This is a genomic window from Streptomyces sp. NPDC001668 (assembly GCF_042893155.1).
Classification (GTDB): Bacteria; Actinomycetota; Actinomycetes; order Streptomycetales; family Streptomycetaceae; genus Streptomyces.
In genome coordinates this window covers 624810-650758 of sequence record NZ_JBIAUQ010000002.1, presented here as the reverse complement: position 1 = coordinate 650758, position 25949 = coordinate 624810, and the positions used below count along the sequence as shown (strand labels likewise).

At 71.1% G+C, this 25949-nt stretch carries 20 protein-coding genes; 13 read left to right on the top strand and 7 right to left on the bottom strand.

The genetic code is table 11. The annotated features are described in order from the left end of the window. Positions 1-34 precede the first annotated feature (34 nt). A complete protein-coding gene (locus ACFYZ8_RS08420; RefSeq protein WP_388531325.1) occupies positions 35-493 on the top strand; it encodes a hypothetical protein in 459 nt (152 codons plus the stop codon). Between the two features lie 69 nt (positions 494-562). Continuing rightward, a complete protein-coding gene (locus ACFYZ8_RS08415; RefSeq protein ID WP_359037052.1) occupies positions 563-1282 on the top strand; it encodes an alpha/beta hydrolase in 720 nt (239 codons plus the stop codon). Here the strand turns inward: ACFYZ8_RS08415 and ACFYZ8_RS08410 are convergent. Both ACFYZ8_RS08410 and ACFYZ8_RS08405 read right to left on the bottom strand, forming a co-directional pair. After that, positions 1260-3056, bottom strand: a complete 1797-nt coding sequence (locus ACFYZ8_RS08410) for a sulfatase (RefSeq protein ID WP_388531327.1) — start codon at positions 3054-3056, stop codon at positions 1260-1262. The genes ACFYZ8_RS08415 and ACFYZ8_RS08410 overlap by 23 nt on opposite strands. Before the next feature lie 145 nt (positions 3057-3201). Next, complete coding sequence (locus ACFYZ8_RS08405) at positions 3202-4818, bottom strand: acyl-CoA synthetase (RefSeq protein WP_388532104.1); 1617 nt, start codon at positions 4816-4818, stop codon at positions 3202-3204. Between the two features lie 177 nt (positions 4819-4995). On the opposite strand from ACFYZ8_RS08405, the gene ACFYZ8_RS08400 reads away from it, so the two are divergent. From ACFYZ8_RS08400 to ACFYZ8_RS08370, 7 genes are all read left to right on the top strand, one after another. Continuing rightward, a complete protein-coding gene (locus tag ACFYZ8_RS08400; protein ID WP_359037056.1) occupies positions 4996-5796 on the top strand; it encodes a crotonase/enoyl-CoA hydratase family protein in 801 nt (266 codons plus the stop codon). A 116-nt stretch (positions 5797-5912) separates the two neighbouring features. Beyond that, positions 5913-6854 carry a Zn-ribbon domain-containing OB-fold protein gene (locus tag ACFYZ8_RS08395; protein ID WP_388531328.1) on the top strand — a complete coding sequence of 314 codons (942 nt, stop codon included), beginning with the start codon at positions 5913-5915 and terminating at the stop codon, positions 6852-6854. Further along, a complete protein-coding gene (locus ACFYZ8_RS08390; protein WP_388531329.1) occupies positions 6851-7894 on the top strand; it encodes a thiolase domain-containing protein in 1044 nt (347 codons plus the stop codon). Before ACFYZ8_RS08395 ends, ACFYZ8_RS08390 begins: the two co-directional genes overlap by 4 nt. Further along, positions 7891-9057, top strand: a complete 1167-nt coding sequence (locus ACFYZ8_RS08385; RefSeq protein WP_388531330.1) for a thiolase domain-containing protein — start codon at positions 7891-7893, stop codon at positions 9055-9057. Before ACFYZ8_RS08390 ends, ACFYZ8_RS08385 begins: the two co-directional genes overlap by 4 nt. A gap of 95 nt (positions 9058-9152) precedes the next feature. Next, a complete protein-coding gene (locus ACFYZ8_RS08380; RefSeq protein WP_007379863.1) occupies positions 9153-9395 on the top strand; it encodes a DUF397 domain-containing protein in 243 nt (80 codons plus the stop codon). A gap of 157 nt (positions 9396-9552) precedes the next feature. Then, on the top strand, positions 9553-12435 hold the full coding sequence (locus ACFYZ8_RS08375) for an ATP-binding protein (protein ID WP_388531332.1): 2883 nt from the start codon (positions 9553-9555) through the stop codon (positions 12433-12435). 77 nt (positions 12436-12512) lie between these two features. Continuing rightward, complete coding sequence (locus ACFYZ8_RS08370; protein WP_359037067.1) at positions 12513-13010, top strand: hypothetical protein; 498 nt, start codon at positions 12513-12515, stop codon at positions 13008-13010. Positions 13011-13065: 55 nt separating this feature from the next. Here ACFYZ8_RS08370 and ACFYZ8_RS08365 read toward each other — a convergent pair whose 3' ends face one another. Together ACFYZ8_RS08365 and ACFYZ8_RS08360 are read right to left on the bottom strand one after the other, a co-directional pair. Then, positions 13066-15024: an N-acetylmuramoyl-L-alanine amidase gene (locus ACFYZ8_RS08365; RefSeq protein ID WP_388531334.1), complete on the bottom strand. Its 1959-nt coding sequence runs from the start codon at positions 15022-15024 to the stop codon at positions 13066-13068. A gap of 267 nt (positions 15025-15291) precedes the next feature. Then, the gene (locus tag ACFYZ8_RS08360; RefSeq protein WP_359037071.1) at positions 15292-16431 is read right to left on the bottom strand and encodes an aminoglycoside phosphotransferase family protein; all 1140 of its coding nucleotides are present in this window, start codon (positions 16429-16431) and stop codon (positions 15292-15294) included. Positions 16432-16674: 243 nt separating this feature from the next. On the opposite strand from ACFYZ8_RS08360, the gene ACFYZ8_RS08355 reads away from it, so the two are divergent. Next, the gene (locus ACFYZ8_RS08355; RefSeq protein WP_359037073.1) at positions 16675-18168 is read left to right on the top strand and encodes a hypothetical protein; all 1494 of its coding nucleotides are present in this window, start codon (positions 16675-16677) and stop codon (positions 18166-18168) included. A 22-nt stretch (positions 18169-18190) separates the two neighbouring features. Here the strand turns inward: ACFYZ8_RS08355 and ACFYZ8_RS08350 are convergent, their stop codons facing one another. Then, positions 18191-19621 (bottom strand): SpoIIE family protein phosphatase, encoded by a 1431-nt coding sequence (locus ACFYZ8_RS08350; protein WP_359037075.1) that lies wholly within the window; start codon positions 19619-19621, stop codon positions 18191-18193. A gap of 379 nt (positions 19622-20000) precedes the next feature. On the opposite strand from ACFYZ8_RS08350, the gene ACFYZ8_RS08345 reads away from it, so the two are divergent. Beyond that, entirely contained in the window at positions 20001-20414 is a 414-nt protein-coding gene (locus tag ACFYZ8_RS08345) for an SsgA family sporulation/cell division regulator (RefSeq protein ID WP_388531337.1), read from the top strand. A gap of 4 nt (positions 20415-20418) precedes the next feature. Here ACFYZ8_RS08345 and ACFYZ8_RS08340 read toward each other — a convergent pair whose 3' ends face one another. Beyond that, positions 20419-21516: a chemotaxis protein gene (locus ACFYZ8_RS08340; RefSeq protein ID WP_359037079.1), complete on the bottom strand. Its 1098-nt coding sequence runs from the start codon at positions 21514-21516 to the stop codon at positions 20419-20421. Positions 21517-21605: 89 nt separating this feature from the next. Between ACFYZ8_RS08340 and ACFYZ8_RS08335 the strand changes: the two genes are divergently transcribed. Both ACFYZ8_RS08335 and ACFYZ8_RS08330 read left to right on the top strand, forming a co-directional pair. Further along, on the top strand, positions 21606-23018 hold the full coding sequence (locus ACFYZ8_RS08335; RefSeq protein ID WP_388531339.1) for a basic amino acid/polyamine antiporter: 1413 nt from the start codon (positions 21606-21608) through the stop codon (positions 23016-23018). A gap of 30 nt (positions 23019-23048) precedes the next feature. After that, positions 23049-24293, top strand: coding sequence for an arginine deiminase (locus tag ACFYZ8_RS08330; RefSeq protein WP_389049763.1), 1245 nt, complete (start codon positions 23049-23051; stop codon positions 24291-24293). Positions 24294-24355: 62 nt separating this feature from the next. Here the strand turns inward: ACFYZ8_RS08330 and ACFYZ8_RS08325 are convergent, their stop codons facing one another. Further along, positions 24356-25942, bottom strand: a complete 1587-nt coding sequence (locus ACFYZ8_RS08325; RefSeq protein WP_359037085.1) for an alpha/beta hydrolase — start codon at positions 25940-25942, stop codon at positions 24356-24358. Between the last annotated feature and the right edge of the window lie 7 nt (positions 25943-25949).

The window sequence follows — 25949 nt, the reverse complement described above, 5'->3', positions numbered from 1 at the left end:
CCATCGGGGGCGGGGCCCGCCGCACAATGAGTCCGTGGACCTGCGACCAGAACTGCTTCCCCCCGTGGTACCGGAGTCACGGCTGCGGGAGCTGCGCCGTGAGATCGAGCGGATCGAGGAGCTTTTGGAGGGCGGCGAGCGAGCGAGGGCGGAAACGGCGATCACCGCCTTCAACGAGGCCACAGGGCAGGCGTACGGGGCGTACGACTTCCTCGGGTACGCCGCGTCGCGGAGCGCGGAGGAGTTCGCCCTGGAGGCGGCACGGCCCAGGCACCCACGCGTGCCGGACATCACCCCGGACGAACTCGCCGAAATCGTCCGCCGGAGCCTCGCGAACGGGCCCGACCAGGACCACTACCTGCTGCTCTTCGAGACGAACGTGGCGTATCCGGGAGCGTCGGACCTGATCCACAACCCTCCCGCGCACCTCGCGGACGCCTCCGCCGAGCAGATCGTCGACGCGGCTCTGGCGTACCGTCCCGTCACCCTGTGAGCGAAGCCGGCGCTCTGCCCTCGGCAGAGCCGGCCGTGGACCTTCGCCCCACCGGATACGTTCACTGGTATGGACACTGTCAAGGCGAACGGCATCACTCTCGCGTACCGGTCGTGGGGGCCCGAGGACGCGCCGCCCGTGCTGTTGCTGCACTGCCGTGGGGCGGACGGCGCGGACTGGGCCGGGATCGCCGAGCGGCTTGCCTCGGGGGCGTCCCCGCGGCGCGTGTACGCGCCGGATCTGCGAGGTCACGGGCGGAGTGACTGGCCCGGAGCGTACGCGTACGAAGAGATGCGCGACGACATGCTCGGCTTCCTGGCCGTCCTCGGCGTCGACCGGGCCGACGTCGTGGGCCATTCGCTCGGTGGAGCCGTGGCCTACCTCCTCGCGCAGGGCGCGCCCGGTGTCGTACGACGGCTGGTCCTGGAGGACGTACCCGCGCCGTTTCCCCTCGACCCGCCTCGGCCACCCGCCCCCGCACCGGACACCGACCCGCCCTTCGACTGGGCCATGCTGCTGGCCACCGACGAACAACGCAACGCCCCCCAACCCGTGTGGTGGGAGCACATGGGGCGGATCACCATGCCGACGCTGCTCATCGGGGGCGGCCCCACCAGCCTGATCCCACAGGAGCAGGTGGCCGCGCTGGCCTCAGCGATACCCGACTCGCGGCTGGTGACCGTCGGTGGCGGTCACCTGGTGCACGAGGCCAGGCCGGAGGCGTTCCTCGACGTCGTCGTGCCCTTCCTGGAAGCGCCGCCGGACGTCACTTGGCGAACGCCGTCATGAAGCGGTCGCGGAACTTGTCCATACCCCACTCGGGCGCGTTGTCGGCGGGCTTGAGACCGTCCGTCCAGTTCCAGCTGTCGACCCGGTCCAGCACCTTCGGGTCCTTGGCGACGATCGTGACCGGCACGTCCCGGCTGGCGGAGCCCTTGGTGACCGTGGGCACGGGCTGGTGGTCGCCGAGGAAGACGAGGACCGTCTTCTCGTCGCCATAGCGCTGCATCCACTGGGTCAGGCTGTCCACGGAGTACTGGATGGCCTTGCGGTACTCGGTGCGCACCCGCTCCTGGCTCTTCCAGACCTCCGTCGGGTTCGTGCCCTCCTTCTTGATCTGCTCGAAGACCGAACCGTCCCCGAGGTCGTTCCAGTCGATCGTGTGGGCGATCGGTGACCAGGGGTTGTGGCTGGAGGCCAGGATGATCTCCGCCATGATCGGGTCGCGGTCCTTCTTGCCGTGCTCCAGCTTCTGGAAGGCCTCCAGGCTGAACTGGTCCGGCACCGGCGTCCAGCTGAAGTAGGGCCCCTTGTACCCGAGGTGCGTGGAGTCGTAGATGTGGTCGAGGCCGAAGTACTTGCCCTCGGGCCACGACTTGCGCACACCCGGCACGATGCCGACCGTGCGCCAGGCGCCGGTCTTCTGGAAGTAGCTGGTGAGGGTCGCGCGGTCACTGCTGGTGAGGTTCAGGTACCGCTGCTGGTTCTTGACCCACAGACCTGACAGGAACGTCGAGTGGGCCATCCAGCTGCCGGCACCCGTCACGGGGGACCTCAGCCAGCCGCTGCGGGACGCGAACCCGGCCGCTTTGAGCGTCGCGTCGCCCTTCCTGAGCGTCGCGTCCATCTCCGGTGCCATCGCCGGGTCGTCGATCGCCACCCGGCCGTAGCTCTCGATGAAGGTGAACAGGACGTCCTTGCCGCGCAGACCGGTCAGGAGCCGGTCGGGAGGAGTGGCGGCGAAGGCGTCGACGGCGGACTCCTTCTCGAAGACCTTGGCGTCGCCCAGTCCGTTGCGCACGTGCTGCACCCGGTTGGCGAGGAACTCGGTGTTGCCCTTGGTGGCGAACGAGACACCGCCGAACTGCACGCCCACCGTGAAGCAGGTGACCCACACGGTGCCCAGGACGAGGGTGGTGCCGACGGCTGTGTGGCGGTGCCGGGACATCACGTCCGTCAGCCGGACCATCGCCCAGGTGCACAGCGCGAGCAGGCCGATGAACAGGACGATCACCCCGGTCACCGCGAGAATCTCGCCGGTGCGGCCGAACGACTCCCGGAGCCAGTCCGTCGCGTTGCCCAGCATGATCCAGTCGAAGACCAGGTCGAACGGCCGGGCCAGGGTCTGGTAGAAGCCCATGTCCATGAACTTCAGGACGGTGAACAGCCCGAGGAAGAGGCCGAAGAAGACGGCGCCGATCCGGCGTGCCTTCGGCGGCAGCACGAGGAGGACGGCCGCGATGACGATCGCCTCGACGGGGAGCCGGAAGAACGACCGGACGTTCATGTGGTCGAGCCGGTTGGGGAAGAGCAGCACGAGCAGCACCAGAAGACCGGCCAGCACGGTCGTCCCCACGGAGACACCGCGGGCCGTACGGGGGTAGCGGTGGCGCCAGCCGAACCAGCCGGGGCGCGCCACCTCGTTCTGTGCAGCCGCCTCAGCCGCCTCTGTGGCCTCTGCGGCCTCCTCCGTCACTTCTTCCCCCGTGGCACCCCCACTGTCCGCATCCGCCCCGCCCCCAGTGGTGTCCGGCAGTTGACGAGAGCGAGTGAAGAGTGACACCCGGTGGTCCTTCCGTGCGGTCTTGCTGTGACGTGCGGTCCTGCCGCTACGGCATGACGAACAGGGCCCGTGGGCCGAGCCTGCCACCACCAGTACGTTCGCACGTCACGTTCGGTTCAATCGCACGGGGGCCGGTATCGGACCCTCATCCGTCGGCCGCGACCGCCGCCACCCTCTGCGCCCACCGGTAGTCCGCCTTGCCGCTCGGCGACCGGTGGATGGACTCCGCGATCACCAGCTGCCGCGGCACCTTGTACCCCGCGAGCCTTGACCGGCAGTGCGTCTGGAGCTCGTCCAGGGACATCCGCCCCGCCCCTTCGCGCAACTGCACGACGGCCGCCACATGGTGCCCCCACTTCACGTCCGGCACTCCGGCCACGAGTACGTCGTACACGTCCGGATGCGCCTTGAGGGCCTGCTCGACCTCCTCCGGGTACACCTTCTCGCCGCCCGTGTTGATGCACTGCGAGCCCCGGCCGAGAACGGTGACGACCCCCTCCTCGTCGATGGTGGCCATGTCCCCGAGCAGCACCCACCGCTCGCCGTCCTTCTCGAAGAAGGTCTCGGCGGTTTTCCCCGGGTCGTTGTAGTAGCCGAGCGGCACATGACCGCACTGTGCGACCCGGCCCACCTCGCCCACGGCCACCGGTTCGTATGTGGCCGGGTCGACCACCTGGGTCCGGGCGTTGACCCGGACGCGGAAGCCGCGCTCGGGGCCGGAGTCCTCGGTCGCCGTTCCGTTGAAGCCGGACTCGGAGGAGCCGAAGTTGTTGAGCAGCATGGCGTTCGGGACGAGTGCCCGGAACTGCCGGCTCACCGTGTCCGACATGATCGCGCCCGACGAGGACACGCTGAACACCGACGACATGTCGGTGTCCTTCATCGGGCCCTCCAGCGCGTCGATGAGCGGCCGCAGCATCGCGTCGCCCACCAGCGACATGGCGTTGACCTTCTCCCGCTCGACGGTCCGCAGCACCTCCTCGGGCACGAACTTGCGGTGCAGGACGACCCGTTGGCCGAAGTTGAAGCCGATGAGGGAGGTCAGCGTCGAGGTGCCGTGCATCAGCGGGGGAGTGGGGAAGAAGGTGATCCCCGCCCCGCCCGCCGCCACCCGCTCGGCGAGCTCCTCCGGCCGCTTGACCGGCTCCCCGGTCGGTGCGCCGCCGCCCAAGCCCGAGAAGAACAGATCCTCCTGGCGCCACATCACGCCCTTGGGCATGCCGGTGGTGCCACCGGTGTAGATGATGAACTGGTCGTCGCCCGAGCGCGCCGGGAATCCCCGCTCGGGCGAGGCGGAGGCCTCGGCGTCCGCGAAGTCCACCGCGGGCAGCCCGCCGGGCTGCGCCGCACCGACCCGCACCAGCTGCCGCAGCTGTTCCGTCTGCGGCAGCGCGGCCGCCACCCGGTCCGTGAACTCGGCGTCGAAGACCAGCCCCACCAGATCAGCGTCCCGGTAGAGGTAGACCAACTCCTCTTCCACATAACGGTAGTTGACGTTGACCGGGACGATCCGCGCCTTCAGGCAGCCCAGCAGCGTCTGCAGGTACTCCACCCCGTTGTAGAGGTGCAGTCCGACGTGCTCGCCGGCCCGTACTCCGCTGTCCAGCAGATGGTGGCCGATGCGGTTGGCCGCGACGTCCAGCTCCGCGTACGTGAGCCGGCGCTCCGCGCCCGTACCGGGAATGTCGATGTACGCGAGCGCCTCACGGTCCGGCACCACGTCCACGACCGACTCGAACAGGTCGGCAAGGTTGTACTCCACCGGCTCCTCCTGACCCGACACGGCCTGGCTGTTGGACGGTTCGCCGGTCATCAGAGCAAAGGGCGGCGTGACTGTGAAGGGTTCGCGCGAATAAATCTGACTGTCTGTCAGAAAACTCTTGAAGTGCATCGGCACCTCCTGCAACCTGTTCTCGTTCTGGCAGAGGGGAGACGGGCGATGGGTGGCACGGAACATCTCGACATCCAGCGCGAGGGCGCCACACTGGTGCTCACGCTCAACAGGCCGGAGGCGAAGAACGCGCTCTCGTTGCCGATGCTGGTCGGCCTGTACGACGGCTGGGTGGAGGCGGACGCGGACGACTCGATCCGCTCGGTCGTCCTCACCGGCGCGGGCGGCTCGTTCTGCGCCGGCATGGACCTCAAGGCCCTCGCGGGCAAGGACACCGGCGGCGAGCAGTACCGGGACCGGCTGAAAGCCGACCCGGACCTGCACTGGAAGGCCATGCTCCGCCACCACCGCCCGCGCAAACCGGTGATCGCCGCCGTCGAGGGCTACTGCGTGGCGGGCGGCACCGAGATGCTCCAGGGCACCGACATCCGGGTGGCCGGCGAGTCCGCGACCTTCGGCCTCTTCGAGGTCAGACGCGGCCTGTTCCCGATCGGCGGCTCCACCGTCCGGCTGCAACGCCAGATCCCGCGCACCCACGCGCTGGAGATGCTGCTCACGGGGCGCCCGTACACCGCGCGGGAGGCCGCCGACATCGGCCTGATCGGTCACGTCGTCCCCGACGGCACGGCACTCGCCAAGGCTCTCGAGATCGCCGAACTGATCAACGATTGCGGTCCGTTGGCGGTGGAAGCGGTGAAGGCATCGGTCTACGAGACCGCCGAGATGACCGAGACCGACGGACTCGCCGCCGAACTCGGGCGCGGCTGGCCGATCTTCGACACCGCCGACGCGAAGGAAGGGGCCCGTGCTTTCGCCGAGAAGCGGCCGCCCGCTTACAGGCGTGCGTAGGGCTGCGCCGGCTTGGGCGGTTCAGAGCCGCGGGTCCGCCGTGCTGGTCGCGCAGTTCCCCGCGCCCCTGAAGGGGCGCCCTCCCCGCACCGACCTCTGAAGGAGGCAACGCGCCGATGGCTGAAGTACTCAAGGCGCCGCTCGTCGTCGAATTTCCCTTCACCCGTTCCCTCAGCCCCGTCCAGAGCGCCTTCCTGACCGGTCTTCGTGAACGCGTGATCCTCGGGGTCAAGACCCGTGACGGCCGCACCCTGGTCCCGCCCGTCGAGTACGACCCGGTCACCGCCGAGGAGATCCGGGACCTCGTCCACGTCGGCGTCACCGGCACCGTGACCACCTGGGCCTGGAACCACGAACCCCGCCGGGGCCAGCCGCTGGACACGCCCTTCGCCTGGGTCCTGGTGAAGCTCGACAACGCCGACACCGCCCTGCTGCACGCCCTCGACGCCCCCGGTCCCGACGCCGTCCGCACCGGCATGCGTGTCCGGATCCGCTGGGCCGAGGAGCGCATCGGCGCCATCACCGACATCGCCTGTTTCGAGCCGTACGACGGAGACGATTCGGAAGTCACCGTCCACGCGGGCGAGTTCGAGGACCCGGTCCACGGCATCGTCGCCCACGCCCGTCTCGACTACACCTACTCACCCGGCCGCGCCCAGACCGCCTACATCAACGCCCTCGCCGAACAGCGGGCCGTCGGCGAGCGCTGCCCGTCCTGCCGCAAGGTGTACGTCCCGCCGAGGGGTGCCTGCCCCACATGTGGCGTGGCCACATTGGAACAGGTGGAAGTGGGTCCGGCCGGCACGGTGACCACCTTCTGCATCGTCAACATCAAGGCGAAGAACCTCGACATCGAGGTCCCGTACGTCTACGCCCACATCGCCCTGGACGGCGCCGACCTCGCGCTGCACGGCCGGATCGGCGGGATCCCGTACGACCAGGTGCGCATGGGACTCAGGGTCGAACCGGTGTGGACCGAGGGCGGCCGGTATCCGGACCACTACCGCCCGACCGGCGAACCCGACGCGGAGTACGACACCTACAAGGAGCTGCTGTGACCCGTGACATCGCGGTCGTCGCCTTCGCCCAGTCCGACACCCGGCGCTCCACCGAGGAACTCTCCGAGGTGGAGATGCTCATGCCGGTCCTGCACGACGTCCTCGCGCAGACCGGCCTGAAGACCGCCGACATCGGCTTCACCTGCTCCGGTTCCTGCGACTACCTCGCCGGGCGCGCCTTCTCCTTCACCCTGGCCCTCGACGGCGTGGGCGCCTGGCCGCCCATCTCCGAGTCGCACGTCGAGACGGACGGCGCGTGGGCGCTGTACGAGGCGTGGACCAAGCTGCTGTCCGGGGACGCCGACACCGCCCTGGTGTACTCCTACGGCAAGTCCTCGCCCGGCTCCCTCCGGGACGTGCTCACCCGGCAGCTGGACCCGTACTACGTGGCCCCGCTGTGGCCCGACTCCGTCGCCCTCGCCGCCCTCCAGGCCCAGGCACTCATCGACGCGGGCCACACGGACGAGCGCGAGCTGGCGGCGATCGGCGCCCGCAGCCGGGACACCGACAACCCGCACGCCCAGCTCAAGGGGCCCGTACCGCAAGGGGACTACCTCGTCCGACCGCTCCGCACCGGGGACTGCCCGCCCATCGGCGACGGGGCCGCCGCCGTGATCCTCGCGGCGGGGGAGCGGGCCCGGGAACTGTGCGAGCGCCCCGCCTGGATCCGCGGCATCGACCACCGCATCGAGGCCCACTCGCTCGGCGTCCGCGACCTGACCGACTCGCCCTCCACCCGCCTGGCCGCCGAGCGGGCCGGGGCCTTCGAACGGCCCGTCGACACCGCCGAGTTGCACGCGCCGTTCACCTCGCAGGAGGTCGTCCTGCGCAAGGCGCTGCGGCTCGACGACTCCACCCGGGTCAACCCGTCGGGCGGTGCCCTCGCCGCCAACCCGATGATGGCCGCGGGGCTCGCCCGCATCGGCGAGGCGGCGGCCCGTATCCACCGGGGCGAGTCCGACCGGGCCCTCGCCCATGCCACCTCCGGGCCCTGTCTCCAGCAGAACCTGGTCGCCGTACTCGAAGGGGATCCCCGATGAGCAAGGAGCCCGTGGCCGTCGTAGGCATCGGCCAGACCAAGCACGTCGCGGCCCGACGGGACGTGTCGATCGCCGGGCTCGTCCGGGAGGCCGCCGTGCGGGCCCTGGAGGACGCCGAGCTGACCTGGGCCGACATCGACGCCGTGGTGATCGGCAAGGCGCCCGACTTCTTCGAGGGCGTCATGATGCCGGAGCTGTACCTGGCCGACGCGCTCGGCGCGGTGGGCAAGCCGATGCTGCGGGTGCACACGGCCGGCAGCGTGGGCGGCTCCACCGCCCTGGTCGCCGCCAACCTGGTCGCGGCCCGCGTGCACGGCACCGTCCTCACGCTCGCCTTCGAGAAGCAGTCCGAGTCCAACGCCATGTGGGGCCTGTCCCTGCCCATCCCCTTCCAGCAGCCCCTGCTGGCCGGGGCCGGCGGCTTCTTCGCACCGCACGTGCGCGCGTACATGCGGCGCACCGGCGCGCCCGACACGGTCGGCTCCCTGGTGGCGTACAAGGACCGCCGCAACGCGCTCAAGAACCCGTACGCCCATCTGCACGAGCACGACATCACCCTGGAGAAGGTCCAGGCCTCACCCATGCTCTGGGACCCGATCCGCTACTCGGAGACCTGCCCGTCCTCCGACGGAGCCTGCGCGATGGTGCTCACCGACCGGGCGGGGGCCGCGCGGGCGCCCCGGCCGCCCGCCTGGATGCTCGGGGGCGCCATGCGCAGCGAGCCGACCCTCTTCGCCGGCAAGGACGCCGTGTCTCCGCAGGCCGGCAAGGACTGCGCGGCCGACGTGTACCGGCAGGCCGGTATCGCCGACCCGCGCCGGGACATCGACGCCGTCGAGATGTACGTGCCGTTCTCCTGGTACGAGCCCATGTGGCTGGAGAACCTCGGCTTCGCCGACGAGGGCGAGGGCTGGAAGCTCACCGAGGCCGGGGTCACCGAACTGGACGGTGACCTGCCCGTCAACATGTCGGGCGGGGTGCTGTCCACCAATCCGATCGGCGCCTCCGGCATGATCCGCTTCGCCGAGGCCGCCCTCCAGGCGCGCGGACAGGCCGGGGAACACCAGGTGGAGGGCGCCCGCAAGGTGCTCGGACACGCCTACGGCGGCGGATCCCAGTTCTTCTCCATGTGGCTCGTGGGGTCTGAGCCCCCTGATGCGTGAACCGACTCCTGAAAGGTCCCCCTCACGTGGCCTGTCGGCGGTCGGAGTCGATCGCTAGGCTGGCCGCGGACGACGCAATCGGGAGGAGCACGGACGTGGCCGAGACCACCATCCAGCAGCAGCCGCTCATGGGCTGGGAGAAGCCGGAGCTGGACCTGAGCAACGCCGATTGGCACTCGAGCAGCCGCGGTCTGGGGGATGTACAGATCGCCTTCGTCGAGGGGTTCATCGCGATGCGCAACAGCGGCCGCCCGGAGAGCCCTTCCTTGATCTTCACCCCCGCGGAGTGGGGCGCGTTCGTGTCAGGGGCGCGGGAAGGAGAGTTCGACCTCACCTGAGGGTGAGCACGAGGGGACGTGAACCGACAGCCGGCCAGAGCCTGACTGCGCCGACACGGACCCGCGCGGCTCCCCGGAGGCGTACGCTGAGGTGCCTGTAGGTCACGGTGCGCGCTCGCTCCCCGCGCGGGTGTGCCGCCGTGACGGGGGGTGCGCCATGGTGCAGCGCAGTGTGCGCAGCAGAAGGACTCTCCTGGAGCGGGAGAGCGAACTCGCCGCCGTCGACGAGGCGTTGGGAGAACTCACCGGGCTGCGCACGGACGGCACCGAACCGCACGCACGTCCCCGCGGCGCCCTGCTCGCCGTCGCCGGCCGGCCCGGTATCGGCAAGACGACCCTGCTCACCGAGGTGCGTCGGCGGGCCACCGAGCGGGGCTGCACCCTGCTGGCCGCCCGCGGCGGAGACCAGGAACAGCGGGTCGCCTTCCACGTCGCCCGCCAACTGCTGCAACCGCAGTTCGCCGGAGCGGGCGAAGCCGACCTCCGTGCCCAGCTGGGCAGTTGGTACGACATCGTCGGCCCCGCCCTCGGCCTGTGCGCCCCGACCGACGGAGCGCCGCCCGACCCGCAGGGCCTGCGCGACGGACTGGACTGGGTGCTCACCCACCTCGCCGTCCTGCGCGCCCCGATGGTGCTGGTGCTCGACGACGCCCACTGGGCCGACCCCGAATCGCTGGGCTGGCTGGCCGCGTTCGCACCCCGCGCCGAACAACTCCCGCTGCTGGTCGTCGTCGCCTACCGGCCCGACGAACTCCCCGACCACGCCGAGCCGTTCAGGGCCCTGCCCGGCCGCGCCGGCGGGCGCCCGCTCGACCTGGAACCCCTCAGCGCCGTCGCCGTCGCCCGCCTCGTACGGGAGACGCTCGGCCCGCACGCCGACGACGCGTTCTGCCGCGAATGCTGGGCCGTCACCGCGGGCAACCCCTTCGAGACGGTCGAACTGACCGCCAAGGTGCACGACCGCGGGGTCACCCCGACCGAGGACGCCGCCCATCTGCTCCGCGACCTCGCGGCCGCCGTCAAGGGCAGCGGACTGGTCGCCCGCCTCGAACGCCTCGGCGCCTCGACCGTCCGCTTCGCCTGGGCCTGCGCGGTCCTCGGCACCGAGATCCACCCCCACCTCGCCGCCGCCGTCGCGGGCCTCGGCCACGAGGAGGCCGCCGACGCGGCCGACGCCCTGCGCGGCGCCCGCATCCTCACCGGCGTCGAATCCCTCGAGTTCGTCCACCCGCTCATCGCCACCGCCGTCTACCGGGCCATCCCGGCCGGATTCCGCGTCGCGCTGCACGGGCAGGCCGCCTGGTGCGTCGTCGACGACGGACGGGGATCCGCCGCCGCGGCCCGCCACCTCCTGGAGACCCACCCCGACGGCGACCCCTGGGTGGTCCAGCAACTGCGCGCCGCCGCCGCCGAGACCCTGCGCTCCGGCGCCCCCGACGCGGCCCGCAGCTATCTCGCCCGCGCCCTGCGCGAACCACCGCCCTTCGAGGACCGGGCCGCCGTCCTGTACGAACTGGGCAGCGCCTCCCTGCTCACCGAACCGGCCACCACCGTCAACCACCTGCGCGCCGCCCTCGACGAGCCCATCGCCGAACCCGGCCTGCGCCACCGCATCGTCTACCGGCTCTCCCAGGTCCTCGCCCACAGCGACCGCCTCGCCGAGGCCTCCGACACCCTGGCCCGCGAGATCGAGGTCACCGGTGACGCCCGCGTCAGACTGCGCATGGTCGCCGAACAGTTCATGTGGGACGCCTTCCGCGCCGACGAACCCGACCACCCCTCCCGCTCCCGCCGCATGACGCGCCTCGCCGACCGGCTCACCGGCCGCGACCTCACCGAGCGGTACATCATCGGCCTGCGCACCTGGGACGCCGTCCTGCGCGGCGAACCCGCCCACATCGCCCTCCAGCACGCCGAGCGCGCCCTGGCCGGCGGACTCGGCTGGGCCGAGCCCGACCGCGGCTTCGAGGTGCCCGTCCTGGTCGCCCTCGCCTTCACCTACGCCGACCGCCCCGGCCGCACCGAGGAGCTCTTCGCCGCCGGGATCGCCGACTTCGAACGGCAGGGCTGGCGGGGCGCCCATCTCTCCTTCGCCTACACCCTGCTCGCCTACGTCCGGTTCCGCCGCGGCCGCCTGACCGAGGCCGAGGACTTCGTCCGCGCCGGGCTGCGCCTCGCCGAGCGCGTCGGTCCCGGCACCCCGGCCCACTGGTACGCCGTGGGCATCCTCATCGAGGTCCTGCTGGCCCGCGGCCGGGTCAACGAGGCCGCGCAGATCGCCGAGGACTACTCCTTCTGCGCCCCCTACCCCTCCGCGGTGGTCTTCCCCGACGCCCAGACCGTACGCGGCGAGCTGCTGCTGGCGCGCGGCCTCACCAAGGACGCGGCCGCCGAACTGGCCGACGCCGGGCGCCGCCTGGAACCGCGCGGCGTCCGCAACCCCGCATGGTGCCCCTGGCAGCTCCACCTGGCCCGCGCCCAGAGCCACGACGCCCCCGACCTCGCGGCCGCCACCGCCCTCGAAGCTGTCGCGCGGGCCCGCCAGTTCGGCGCCCCGTCCGCGGTGGGCCAGGCCCTGCGGCTGGCCGCCGAGGTCGCGTCCGGCTCGGCCCGGGTGAAGCTCCTGGAGGAGTCCGTGAACCACCTGGAACGCTCCCCGGCCGCTTATGAGCTGGCCTGTGCGCTGGTCGCCCTGGGCACGGAACTGCGCCGCACGGGCCGCGCCCGGGAAGCCGCCGAACTCCTCTACCGGGGCCTCGACACAGCGGTCCAGTGCGGTGCCGACGCCCTGGTGGAGACCGCCCGTGACGAGCTCACGGCGGCCGGCCTGCGCCCCCGCCGCCTGCACAGCACGGAGACGGACACCCTCACGGCACGCGAGCGCAGGGCCGCGGACCTGGCGGCGGAAGGCCGTACGGAGGCGGAGATCGCGAAGGAGATGGGCGTCGAGGAGCCGACGGCGGTTCGTCTGCTGTCCGCCGTCTGCCGCAAGCTGGGAACGGACCGTACGGGCCTGCGGACGCTGAGTCATCCCACCTAGGGGTGCGGGGAAATACGCGACCGGGCCCCACCCGTCCGTGCCCGCACGACCCCCTCACCGCCCATTACCATGGGCGCATGTCGTTCCTCCGCCGCCGCAGCGCAACCCCCGCCGGTCCAGACTTCGACGTACTGGCCATGGACCCGGGTGACTGGCCCGGCAACCTCGGCGCGGGTCTGCTGCCCGCCCCCGACGGCACCTGCCAGGGCGTCTTCCTGCGCTACGACCTCTTCGGCGGCCGCGGCCCCGCGATGATCATCGGCAACCTCCCCGAGGGCTCCCCGGCCCGCGAGGTCGCCGAGGGCGAGGTCCCCTTCGAGGTGGCGCAGCTGCTGATCGCGCTGGAGAACGACGAGGAGGTGACCGTCACCGACACCGAGGACATGCCGGTGATGCAGGGCGACAACCTCCTGATCGTGCGCCGCCTCAAGCTCTCCGAGAGCCGGATCTCCTGCGTCCAGTTCGACCGCAGCGACAACGTCCTGGTGACCATCGCCGCCTGGGACCGCCCCATCACGGACGATCTGTACGCCCTCCTCAAGCCGCTGCCGGCGGAGCTCTTCCAGCAGGGCTGACAGCCGGCCGGCGGCTCCACTGCGACGAGTGGAGCCGCCACCTCCGGCACGTCCCCTACCGGCGCTGTACCGACGGCTTCACCTCGACGTCCGCCGCCCGCACGAACGCCACCCGGTGGCCGTACTGGATCTCGTAGTACGGGTCCTTGCCGGCCACGACCTTGTGCGAGTCCGTCGTGAAGGTGACCGCGTAGTAGTACTCGCCGGGCACCTTGTCACCGACCACGTACGTCTGGCCCTTGAGCACCTTGTACGGCAGCGGCGACACCGCCTGGACGGGAACCCCCGTCGGATAGGCGGAGGCCTCCGGGTAGGCGCGCCCGTAGACCGGGACGCTGTCGAGGCCCTCCTTGGGGGTGACGACGAGACCGGCCGCGCTCACCGCGGTCGGGTCGCTCGCGGGGTTCTTGAACCAGGCCTTCTGGCCCAGGTACCAGATCGCCGTCCAGTCGCCGTCGCGGCCGGCGACCGCGTACTGCTGGCCGGTGGAGACCCGCGACGACAGGTCGTTGACGTCGGTCGTCGGAGCCCTGCCGCCCAGACCGATGTCCGTGATGAGAGCGGAGCTCTCGTCGGGGGCCGAGTAGAGCCGTACCTCGCTCGAACCGTGGGACGCGCAGGGCTCGCCCTTGGTGACGCAGCCCGTGTACGTCGGCCGGTTGGTGGCGTAGTCGGGCCGGATCGTCACCAGACCGCCCTGCTTGGGGGCGGTGGCCCTGAACGGGTGGCCCAGCAGCTCGAAGTAGTGCCGCCAGTCCCAGTACGGGCCGGGGTCGGTGTGCATGCCCGCGACGGTCGAGGTCGTCGGGCCCGGCACGTTGTCGTGGCCGAGGATGTGCTGCCGGTCCAGCGGGATGCCGTACTTCGCGGAGAGGTACTTCACCAGCCGCGCGGAGGACCGGTACATCGCCTCCGTGTACCAGGCGTCCGGATTCGCCAGGAAGCCCTCGTGCTCCAGGCCGATCGACTTGGCGTTGACGTACCAGTTCCCCGCGTGCCAGGCCACGTCCTTCGCCTTCACATGCTGGGCGATGTGACCGTCGGTCGAGCGCAGGGTGTAGTTCCACGACACATAGGTCGGGTCCTGCACCAGGTTGAGGACCCCCTCCCAGGTGCCCTCCGTGTCATGGATGACGATGTACTTGATGCTCTGCGAGGCCGGACGGTCGCCCAGGTCGTGGTTGCCGTAGTCGTTGTCCCCGAACTCCTCGTACGGCGCCGGGATCCACTCGCAGGACACGGTCTTCGGGCACTCGGTGTTGCCGGCGCTGAGCTTCCTGAGGCCCGTCCGGGCGAGCTGCGCGGTGTCCGGGGCGAGCTCCGGCCGGCCGGCCAGGACGACCTGCTGACCGGCGTCGGTGGTGCGCGCCTCGCCGGTGCGCAGCACGTCGAAGACGTCGTTGGCGTACGCCGCCGCGGTCGCGCTGTCGTCGGCGCCGGAGAAGCGGGCCACCGCGCCGTACCAGTCGGCCGGGTCCTGGCTCAGCGGCTCACCCAGGTCCCGCTGGGCGGCGGCCAGCAACGCGGCGCCACCGGCGACGTTCGCCGCCGGGTCGGTGCGCAGGTCCCGCGCGCTCAGGCCGGTCAGCTCGGCGGCCTTCGGCAGGGTTTCGAGACGGGCGGGGAGGCCGGCGGGCGCCGGGGCCTTCGTGTCGGGCACGAGGGCGGGGCGGGCGCTGTCACCGCGCGCGTCCTCGGTGCCCTCGCTGTGGTGCGGCGCCGAGGCGAGCGCGGTGCGGGCGTCGGTGAGGTGCATCGGGCCATAGCCCCCGGTCACGCTCGGCGCCCCGGCGTGTGTGTCCCAGCGGGACTGGAGATACGAGACACCCAGCAGGACGCTCTGCGGCACGTGGTACTCGGCGGCCGCCGCGGCGAAGGCCCGCTGGAGGCCGGCCGCGGAGTCCCCGGCCTGCGACGGGGCCGCGCCGAGCAGGGGCAGCAGCAGCGCGCTGCCGGCCAGCGTGCCGAGCATCCTCCGGGTGGCTCTGTTGGGGTCGGTGGCGGATCCTCGCAATGCAGCCTCCTGGGGCGATCGAGTGCGATGAGCCGAGCGGGGCCGGACGTGCGTCAGTGCTACCGGCTTGTCGACGATCCGTCAATCATGCCCAGGGGCAGGGGTTTTCCCCTGTCAATCCGCGCCAACGGGAGTTTCGTGGCGGCGGCCCTGCGGGCCTGCGGGGCGTCAGTGGCGTACACCAATGGCCCCTGGCGAGAAGTGGTACATGCGAAGGTCCGCGGCGCGCCCCTGTTCTTCGGGGCGCGCCGCGGACCTCCGTCCCCGTCAGCGAGTGCCGACCGCCGCGCGTACGGCCCGGCGGGCCAGCTGGCAGTCGTCGTGCAGCCGCCTCAGCAGCAGCCGCTGTTCCTCGCCGGACGGCGCAGCACCGGGGTGGGCCGCGCCCGGTGCCGCCGGGGTCGCGTCGTGCATCGAACGCTGCACAGCCGTCTCGTAGGTACGGATCTCACGGGTCAGGACGAGCATCAGGTTCACCAGGAACGCGTCCCGTGAGGCGGGCCCCGCCGACTGGGCGATCTGGCTGATCTGACGGCGGGCCACGGGGGCGTCGCCGAGGACCGACCACAGGGTCGCCAGGTCGTACCCCGGCAGATACCAGCCCGCGTGCTCCCAGTCCACCAGCACTGGACCGGCCGGTGAGAGCAGGATGTTCGAGAGCAGTGCGTCGCCGTGGCAGAACTGGCCCATGCCCTGCCGGCCCGCCGAGTGCGCGATGCCGTGCAGCAGCTTCTGGAGGTCGCCCATGTCCCGGTCGGTCAGCAGCCCCAGCTCGTGGTAGCGGGAGATGCGGGCCGCGTAGTCCAGCGGGGCGTCGAAGGTGCCCGCCGGCGGACGCCAGGCGTTGAGCCGGCAGACCGCGCCGAGCGCCGCTCTGATGTCCGCGCGGGGCGGGGCCTCCGCGGGATGCCGGTGCAGTGCCGCCACCCGGCCGGGCATCCGCTCGATGACCAGCGTGCAGTTGTCCGGGTCCGCCGCGATCAGCCGGGGGACGCGCACCGGAGGCCGGTGCCGGACGAAGGAACGGTAAGCGGCTATTTCGTGCCGGATCCGCTCGGCCCATACCGGGGAGTGGTCGAGTAAACACTTGGCGACGGCCGTGCTGCGTCCCGTCGTACCGACCAGGAGCACGGAGCGTCCGCTGCGGCGCAGTACCTGCACCGGGGCGAACTCCGGGCAGATCCGGTGCACCGACGCGATCGCCGTGCGCAGCTGGGCGCCCTGGGGGCCGGACAAGTCGAGTCTCCCGCTGAGCGGTTGGGTGCCGAGCCCCGGAACGCGCCGTGCCCTGCCGGTACCCGGTACGGGGGCCGTCGGCCGCGCGGGGTCGAGGTAGGGGCCACCGCCCGCCGGGCGGAGATGCGGCGACCGGGGCGGGGCGGACACGGAGGACGATGCTGCGTACATGGGCGAGACAGATCCCTTCGTGTGCCTGCTGTGCCTGGGAAAGCAGTGCGCCGCCCGACCCGGATCACCGGGTGCACCCTGGGGAATGTCCCTGTGCGGTCCGGGTCGGGGTGGCGCTTTCCTACCTCACCGCATATGCCGCGTGGCACACCATCTGGCGAACCCTGGCGAACCCTGGCGAATAGTCCCGGAGCAACTGACCCGGGGCTACTGTCAACTCAGCCGAGAACCTGGGGGCTTGACGTGAGCGGACAACCCAACACCCGACTCTCGGACCTGTTCGGCCTGGCCGGCTGGTCCAAGGGTGAACTCGCGAGGCTGGTCAACCGGCAGGCGGCGGCCATGGGCCACCCCCAGCTCTCGACCGACACCTCCCGGGTGCGGCGGTGGATCGACATGGGAGAGATCCCGCGCGATCCGGTGCCGCGGGTGCTGGCGGCTCTGTTCACCGAGCGTCTCGGCCGTGTCGTGACCATTGAGGATCTCGGTCTGGTCCGGCACGGGCGTACGGGGAAACGGCAGGGCGACGGGAGCGCGGAACATCCCGACGGCATGCCGTGGGCGCCCGACCGAACCGCCGCGGTCCTCACCGAATTCACGGGAATGGACCTCATGCTCAACCGACGCGGCCTGGTGGGTGCGGGTGTCGCGCTCACCGCAGGCTCCGCACTAAGCAGCGCCATGCACGACTGGCTGCACACCGATCCGGCCCTGACCGCCGACGCCCCCCAGTTCGACGACCCCCTGCACGCCGACCCCGCTGAGTTCGACCGTTACGAGGCCGCCCCCATCGGGTCGCAGGAGATCGAGGAGCTGGAGCGCTCGGTCGAGGTGTTCCGGGCCTGGGACGCGGCCCGCGGCGGCGGGCTGCAGCGCAAGGCGGTCGTGGGCCAGCTCAACGAGGTGGGCGGCATGCTCGCCTACCGGCACCCCGACCATCTCCAGCGGCGCCTGTGGGGCGTCGCCGCCAACCTGGCCGTCCTCGCGGGCTGGATGTCCCACGACGTCGGCCTCGAACCCACGGCCCAGAAGTACTTCCTGATCGCCGCCCATGCCGCCCGAGAGGGCGGTGACCGGCCCCGCGCCGGCGAGGCGCTCTCCCGGGCGGCCCGCCAGATGGTGCACCTGGGCCGGCCCGACGACGCGCTGGACCTGATGAAGCTCGCCCAGTCCGGCTCGGGGGAGCAGGTACTGCCCCGCACCAGGGCGATGCTCTACACCATCGAGGCCTGGGCGCAGGCCTCCATGGGCAAGGGCCAGGCGATGCGCCGCACCCTCGGACAGGCGGAGGACCTCTTCGTCTCCGACAAGAGCGACGTACCGCCGCCGAGCTGGATGCAGACCTTCAAGGAGGAGGACCTGTACGGCATGCAGGCCCTGGCCTACCGCACGCTGGCGGAGCACGAGCCGGGTGCGGCCGCGCACGCCCAGCACTACGCGGAGAAGGCCCTCGCCCTGCGCGTCGACGGACGGCAGCGGTCGAAGATCTTCGACTTCCTGTCCATGGCCTCGGCCTGCTTCATCGCGGACGACCCCGAACAGGCGGACCGTTACGCGCGGTTGGCGCTGGTGTCGATGGGCTCCAACTCCTCCCACCGCACCTGGGACCGGCTGCGTCAGATGTACCGGCTCACCGCCGAGTACGCCGGCTACCCGAAGATCAACGAGCTGCGGGAGGAGATCCGGCAGGCGTTGCCGAAGCCGAAGGGAAGGGGTGGCAACAGCGCACGGGCGTGAGCTGGTGATGACGTCACGCTTGTTATGAAGTCACCTTGGCGATGAGCACACAGGCGTCGTCCTCGCGCTCGGTCTCGCCGAACTCCTCCATGACCATCCGCACACAGTCCTGGGCGGTGCGCGCCCCTCCGAACCGGGGGGCGAGGTCCAGGAGACGGTTCACGGCAGCCGTGGTGTCCCGTCCGGGCACCAGTCCGTCCGTGTGCAGCAGGAGCAGGTCGCCCGGTTCGAGGGTCTCCTCCGCCTGCGCGTAGACGGCTCCGGAGGTCGCGCCGAGGAGCACGCCGTCGGGGGAGTGCAGCCTGCGCCCCGTCCCGCCCCGGAACAGCAGCGGGGCGGGGTGCCCGGCCTGTGCCCAGACCAGGGTGCGGGTGGCGGGGCGGTAGCGGCAGCAGACCGCGCTGCCGAGGGCCGGCTGCACGGTGGCGTCGAGCAACTGGTTGAGCAGGCCCATGAGCCGGCCCGGCTGGGTGCCCGCCATCGCCATGCCGCGGACGGCACCGAGGAGGGTCGCCATGCCGGAGGCCACGGAGACTCCGTGGCCGGTGAGGTCGCCGACGCTGAGGAGGGTCTCGCCGTCGGCCAGTTCGAGTGCGTCGTACCAGTCGCCGCCGATCAGGGCGCTCGACGACGACGGCAGATAGTGGGCGGCCAGGTCCAGGGTCCCGGCGCCCCGGTGCGGGAGCCGCAGGGAGCCACGCCACGGCGGCAGCACGGCCTCCTGAAGCTCGACCGCGAGCCGGTGTTCGCTCTGCGCGCGCTGCCGGTGGAGTTGTAACGAGTCACGGGTCTCGCTCACCGCCCGTTCACTGCGGCGCAGTTCGCTGACGTCCCGCAGCACGGCCCACATCGAGGCGGTGCTGCCGTCGGCGGCGAGCACGGGCTCGCCCATCATGTGCACGGTGCGCACCGCGCCGTCCGGGCGCACGACCCGGAACTCGCCGTCTATGCGCTTGGCGTCGACCAGACAGTCCGTGACCATGACTGTCAGCTTCGGCCGGTCCTCGTCGAGCACCAGGGAGGGGAGCTCGTCGAGGGTGAGCGGGGGAGCGGTGCGGTCGCGGCCCAGGATCTCGTACAGCTCTCCGGACCAACTGGCCTCGTCCGTCAGCAGGTTCCACTCCGCGCTGCCGACCCGGCTGAGCAACGAGCCGCGCCGGGGAGCGGGCGGCGCGGTTCGCGCGGTGGACTCGGCCCCGGGTGCCGAGGGCACCGGCGGCGGCCCGTCCCGAAGCTGCGCCAAGTGGGCGTCCAGATCACTGAGTTGGTGCAGCGCGAGGTCGTAAAGGGCGCGCTGCCAGCGCTCCTGGGGGTCCGCGTCGTCGCTGGGCGCGTCCCGTCGTACGGCGTCCACGTCGCCCTTGAGCCGTCGCGCCTGTGAGATGAGCGCGTCGACCGAGCCGCGTCCTGGCGGCTGGGCGGCGGGGTGGTCCGCGGAGAGGTGGGACGGCATGACGCACTCCGATGCGGGGACGGTTCGACCAAGGCGGGACGGAGGGACCGTTACGACTGTTGCACAGGCCGCGACGCGCTGTAAGGGATTCGGCAACACACGATTCGGTGGTGCTTCTGGCATATGCCACAGTCTTCGCGGAGCGCTCGAACCGGACGTGTCGTCTACGCCGTTCGGTGCCCCAAGTCGTAGGTGCCATACGTGACTTGAGGGGTCGTCGGGGTGGTCGACCCAGGGTTCATTTTTGTGTTCGACGGCCTTGTGTTCTAAGGAGTGTGGCACAGGCTGAACGCGCCCGGGCGCACGTGTGTGACGCAGGTCACATAAACTCACCTTCGTTCAGGCGTAATGCAAACGCCACCTGCGGGCTCCTAAGAACATGGACACGACCTTCGAGCAGCCCACCCCCGCCCGACTGATCACCGCGGAGCACCAGCAACTGCCCGTCCCCGCCACCCTGCGCTACGGCTCCGCCGACCCGCTGGCCGTGTGCGTGGACTTCCCGGCCGAGGTCTCCCTGGACGGGCGGGGGGTGACCTGGACCTTCGCCCGTGCCCTGCTGGAGGAGGGCCTGCGTGGACCGGCCGGCGGCGGGGACGTGCACATCTGGCCGTGCGGCCGGGACACCACGGTCGTGGAGTTCCACTCGCCGTACGGCCTCGCCCTCCTCCAGTTCGACACGCCCGCCCTGCGCGCCTTCCTGCTGCGGACCTACACGATGGTGGGCGCCGGGGACGAGGACCTCGGGGAGGCCGTCGAGCGGGGGCTCGGCGCCCTCTTCGGCAACGTCTGAGTGCTCAGTACCGCAGCACGCCCGCGATCCCGTCGGCGCCGCCCAGTGTGCCGTCCGGCACGAAGCGCACGTCGGCGCCGGTTTCCAGGCACTGCTCGACGATCTCGTCCACGATGTCCTCGCGGGCGTCGAGGTCGCCGCTCTCGGCCGGGATCAGATGGTCGCCGCCCTCGTCGCGGACCGTCACCCGGTAGTTCTCCTCGACGGCGAGCAGGCGCACCCGGCCCTCCCGTGCGCTCTGCCAGATCTCGTCGACACCGGCGGCGAACGCCCGCCGGCCGCGTGCCGATTCGAGCTCGCGGGTCACCGCTTCGGTGCTCTTGCGGGCCTCGGCGGCGACCAGGGGCCGCACCGCCTGCCACACCGCGTCCGGGGTGCCGTGCGCGAGCCCGCCGTGCGGGACGTGCACCGCGTCCTTGGTGACGCTTCCGACGTCATCCAGCGCCGAGAGCGCCGCGGTCTCGCCGGTGATGTACAGCGGGCGCGGGTCCTCGCGCAGGAGTTTGGTCATCGCCGTGTCGGCGTCCCGCAGGAAGTGCCGCGTGTCCTCGTCCCGGTAGGTGCTCGGCATGTCGCCGATCCGCTCCAGGCGTTCGGCGTCGAAGTTCTCGCGGGTCCGTGTGAGCGGGAAGCCGCCGGCGTGGTGCTCGGTGACCCGGTCGACTCCGCCGTTCCACAGCGTGGCGCGGTCGGCGGAGACCGACAGCACCCAGAACGGGCGCTCCGAGGCCTGCGCGGAGACGAGGTTGCGGGTCAGGAAGGTGTCCGAGAGCACCACGCGCTCCGGGACCGCGCGGGCCAGGGACCACACCTGGTGCTCGCCCGGTGCGGCGAAGATCACCAGTCCGTCCTCGGTGTGCGCCAGATCGATCTCGGCGAGGGCCTGGTCGAGTTGCCGGGAGACGTCGACGCGCCGCTCCCGGGGGACCGCCGGATCGGTCTCCAGCTGCTTCTTGGCCGCGGCGACCACATTGCGCAGCCGCACCGGGTCCTGGGTGTTCTCGGGTTCACGGCGGTGGGTCGGTGTCAGGACGGACACCGCCGGATAGGCGCGCGGGCGGCGCAGTTCGGAGAGGGTCGCAGGGCTGAGTGCGTGCTCCATAACAGCACCATAGAACCGATCGGCCGATCAGGCATTTGGGGCAACATGATCGGACATTCAGGGTGTTTCGTTATTAACGTGATGATCCCATGGCGAAGAACGACACCGAGACCCAGGCGCCCCCCGTCACCGCGAAACTGAGCCTGCCGACGCTGACCACGATGGTCGTCGGTTCCATGGTCGGCGCGGGTGTCTTCTCGCTGCCCCGACGGTTCGCACAGGAGACGGGCGTCGCCGGGGCGCTCATCGCCTGGGCGGTCGCCGGTACCGGCATGCTGATGCTGGCCTTCGTCTTCCAGAACCTCGCCGTCCGCCGCCCCGACCTGGACGCCGGGGTGTACGCGTACGCCAAGGCCGGCTTCGGTGAATACCTGGGTTTCTTCTCGGCGTTCGGCTACTGGGCGAGCGCCTGCGTGGGCAACGTGACGTACTGGGTGCTGATCATGTCGACGGTCGGCACCCTCTGGCCCGCGCTCGGCGAGGGCGACACCGTGCTCGCGGTCGTACTCTCCTCGGCGGGCCTGTGGCTGTTCTTCGCGCTCATCAGCCGGGGTGTGAAGGAGGCGGCGGCGATCAACCGGATCGTCACCATCGCCAAGATCGTGCCGATCCTCGTCTTCGTGCTCCTCGCCCTCTTCTACCTCGAACCGTCCGTCTTCGCCGACAACTTCGCCGGAGCCGACTACGCGGGCTCACTGTTCCAGCAGGTCAAGGGCACCATGCTGGCAACGGTCTTCGTCTTCCTGGGAGTCGAGGGCGCCAGCGTCTACTCCCGGCACGCGCGCCGCCGCGAGGACGTCGGCCGGGCCACCGTCCTCGGTTTCCTCAGCGTCTTCGCGATCTTCGCCTCGGTGACCATCGTGTCGTACGGCCTCATGCCGATGAGTGAGATCGCCGAACTGCGCCAGCCCTCCATGGCAGGCGTCCTGGAGCACGCGGTCGGCACCTGGGGCAAGGTCTTCGTCAGCGTCGGCCTGGTCGTCTCCGTCCTCGGCGCCTATCTCGCGTGGACGCTGATGGCCGCCGAGGTGCTGTTCGTGGCGGCCAAGGACGACGACATGCCCCGGTTCCTGAAGCGGTCGACGGCGGCCGACGTCCCCGTGCCCGCGCTGGTCATGAGCACCCTGCTCAGCCAGCTCTTCCTCGTCGTCACCCTGTTCTCGGACGACGCCTTCAACTTCGCCCTGGATCTCACCAGCGCGCTCACCCTGATCCCGTTCCTGCTGGCGGCCGCCTTCGCCGTGCGCGTCGGGGTGCGGGCCGAGCTGGTGATCGCCATCCTCGCCACGCTCTACACCGCGTTCCTCATCTACGCCGCCGGCCTGAAGTTCGTCCTCGTCTCCTTCATCGTCTACGCCCCCGCCACCGCGCTGTTCGTGATGGCCCGCAGGGAGCAAGGCAGACAGCTGTTCTCCCCGCGCGAACTCGTCGTCCTCGCCGGCTCGATCACCGGGGCGGTCCTCGGGATCGTCGCCCTTGTGCTGGGCTGGATCAGCCTCTGACCCTCGCACATGCTCGGAAAGGTGCACCTCGTGACCAGTAGCTCGTACGGCGTCCACTCCGAGGTCGGAAGGCTGCGCAAGGTGCTGGTCTGCGCGCCCGGGCTCGCGCACCGCAGGCTCACCCCCACCAACTCCGACGACCTGCTCTTCGACGACGTGATGTGGGTGGAGAACGCCCAGCGCGACCACGCCGACTTCGTCAACAAACTGCGGGAACGGGACGTGGACGTCGTCGAGTTGCACGAACTGCTGGCGCAGACGATGGCGGTCCCCGGGGCCAGGGACTGGCTGCTCGACCGCAAGATCGTGGCCAACGAGGTCGGCATCGGACTCATCGACTCCACCCGCGCCTACCTGGAGACCCTCGAACCCGACCGGCTCGCCCGCTGCCTGATCGGCGGCCTGGCGACGACCGACCTGCCCGAGGAGTACCGCACCGCCCCCATCACGCTGGCCCGCGAGTCGACCGGCATGCGCGAGTACCTGATGCCCCCGCTGCCCAACACCCTCTACACCCGCGACACCACGTGCTGGCTCTACGGCGGCCTGACCCTCAACCCGCTGTACTGGCCCGCGCGGCACGACGAGACGCTGCTGATGAAGGCCGTCTACACCTTCCACCCCGACTTCGCGGGCGCCACCGTCTGGTGGGGCGATCCCGAACTCGACTGGGGGCAGGCGACGTTCGAGGGCGGCGACATCATGCCGGTGGGCAACGGTGTCGTGCTGATGGGCATGAGCGAGCGCACCTCGCGGCAGGCGATCACCCAGGTGGCCGCCGCCCTGTTCGCGAACGGCGCCGCCGAGCACGTGATCGTGGCCGGGATGCCCAAGCTGCGCTCCGCCATGCACCTGGACACCGTCTTCACCTTCGCCGACCGCGACCTGGTGACCCTGTACCCGGCCATCATGGAGGCCGTCCACACCTTCTCCCTGCGGCCCTCCGACAAGGTGCCCGGCATCGAGGTCGTCGACGAGGGATCCGCCGCCTTCGTCGACGTCGTCGCCAAGGCCCTCGGCCTGCCGGAGCTGCGGGTGGTCGAGACGGGCGGGGACGTGTACGCCTCCGAACGCCAGCAGTGGGACAGCGGCAACAACGCCGTCGCCCTGGAGCCCGGAGTGGTCTTCACCTACGACCGCAACACCCAGACCAACACGCTGCTGCGCAAGGCCGGCGTCGAGGTCGTCACCATCGTCGGCGCCGAACTGGGGCGCGGCCGGGGCGGCGGACACTGCATGACCTGCCCGATCGTGCGGGACCCGGTCGAGTTCTGACGACTCACGCCGGGACCGGCTCCAGTACGGCGGTCAAGGAGCCGATCGCGGCACGAGCGTACTCAGTCGTCACCTTCCGCCCCGCACGAGCTGCCGTTCGGTGGCAGGGTGCCGTACAGCAGGAAGTCGTCGACCTTGCGGTGCACGCACTTGGAGGAGCCGTAACCGGTGTGGCCCTCGCCCTTGTTGTCGAGGACCACGGCCGAGTCGCCGAGGCGCTTCGCGCTCTCCACGGTCCAGCGGTACGGCGTCGCCGGGTCCCCGCGGGTGCCGACGAGGAGCATCTTCGGGGTGGACACGTCGCGCACCTTCTCGCGGATGAAGTCGGTGCCCTTCGGGCGGCCGTAGCACATCAGATACTCGGTGAGCCGGTAACGGCCGAAGAGCGGGGACGCCTGTTCGTAGGCGGCGCGCAGCCTGGTGAGGTTCCGGGTGATCCGGTCGGCGCCGGGGCGGTCGGGATCGTCCGCGCAGTTGACCGCCATCAGCGCCGCCGGAAGATTGTCGAGCGGTACGTCCTCCACGTCGGCGAGCGTGTCGTGCGTCGGATCGTCGGAGGGAGGGCGCGCACGGGTGAGGAAACCGGAGCCGCCGCCCGCGAAACCGAGGACGCCCGTCGTGTCACCCTGCTCCACCAGTTCGGCGAGCGCCCGCTCCAGCGAGGGCCAAAGATCCTCGCTGTACAGGGCCTGGCCGATGGCACCCACCAGGTCCTGTCCGGTGAAGTCGGGGCCGAAGTCCGTCGGCACCGGGTCCTCGTCCAGCGACGCCACGAGTCGTGCGACCTGCTCCCGGGCGCCGCGCGCGTCGGTGCCGAACGGACAGGCGATGTCCTTCACGCACCAGTCGACGAAGTCCTCCAGCGCCGTCTGCTGCCCGGCCGCGCCCGCCACGCCCTGCTCGGACAGCGGCTCGGTGAGGGTGTCCACCCCGTCCAGCACCAGCCGGCCCACCTTCTCCGGGAACTGGGCCGCGTACACCGCCCCGAGCCGGCTGCCGTAGGAGAAGCCGAGGTAGTTGAGCTTCTTGTCGCCGAGGGCCTGGCGTATGACGTCCAGGTCGCGGGAGACGTTCACCGTGCCGATGTGAGGGAGCACGGGCCCGGAGTGCTTGGCGCACTGGTCGGCCGCCTTCCGCAACCTCCCGAGCACCGACCGGGGATCCCGGGCGAGCGCCGTGTCGTCGCCGGTGGCCGCCAGCGCCTCGTCGGTGCCGGCGCCGCAGCTGACCGGGGAGGACCTGCCCACGCCGCGCGGATCGAAGGACACCACGTCGTACGCGTCCGTGAGGGCCATGAAGTCGTCGCCGTCGGCCGCGAGTTCGGGCACGCCCGCGCCGCCCGGGCCGCCGAAGTTCAGCAGCACCGAGCCCCGCTTGTGCCGGGTCGCGGCCCGGTAGCGGCCGAGCGCGAGCTCGATCGTGCCCGCGCGGGGTCTGGCGTAGTCGAGGGGGACCGTGACCTTTCCGCACTGCAGGTCCGCGGGGGCCTCCATGCCCACGCATTTCGACCACTTGATCTTCTGGCGGTAGAAGCGCGACAGGTCCGGTCCGGAGCCGTCCGCGGTCACGGACGGCAGTCCGGCGCCGAGCAGGGCCAGCCCCACGGCTCCGGAGAGAGCGCATCGCCGCCTCGTCACCTTGGCGAGCATCCATGCC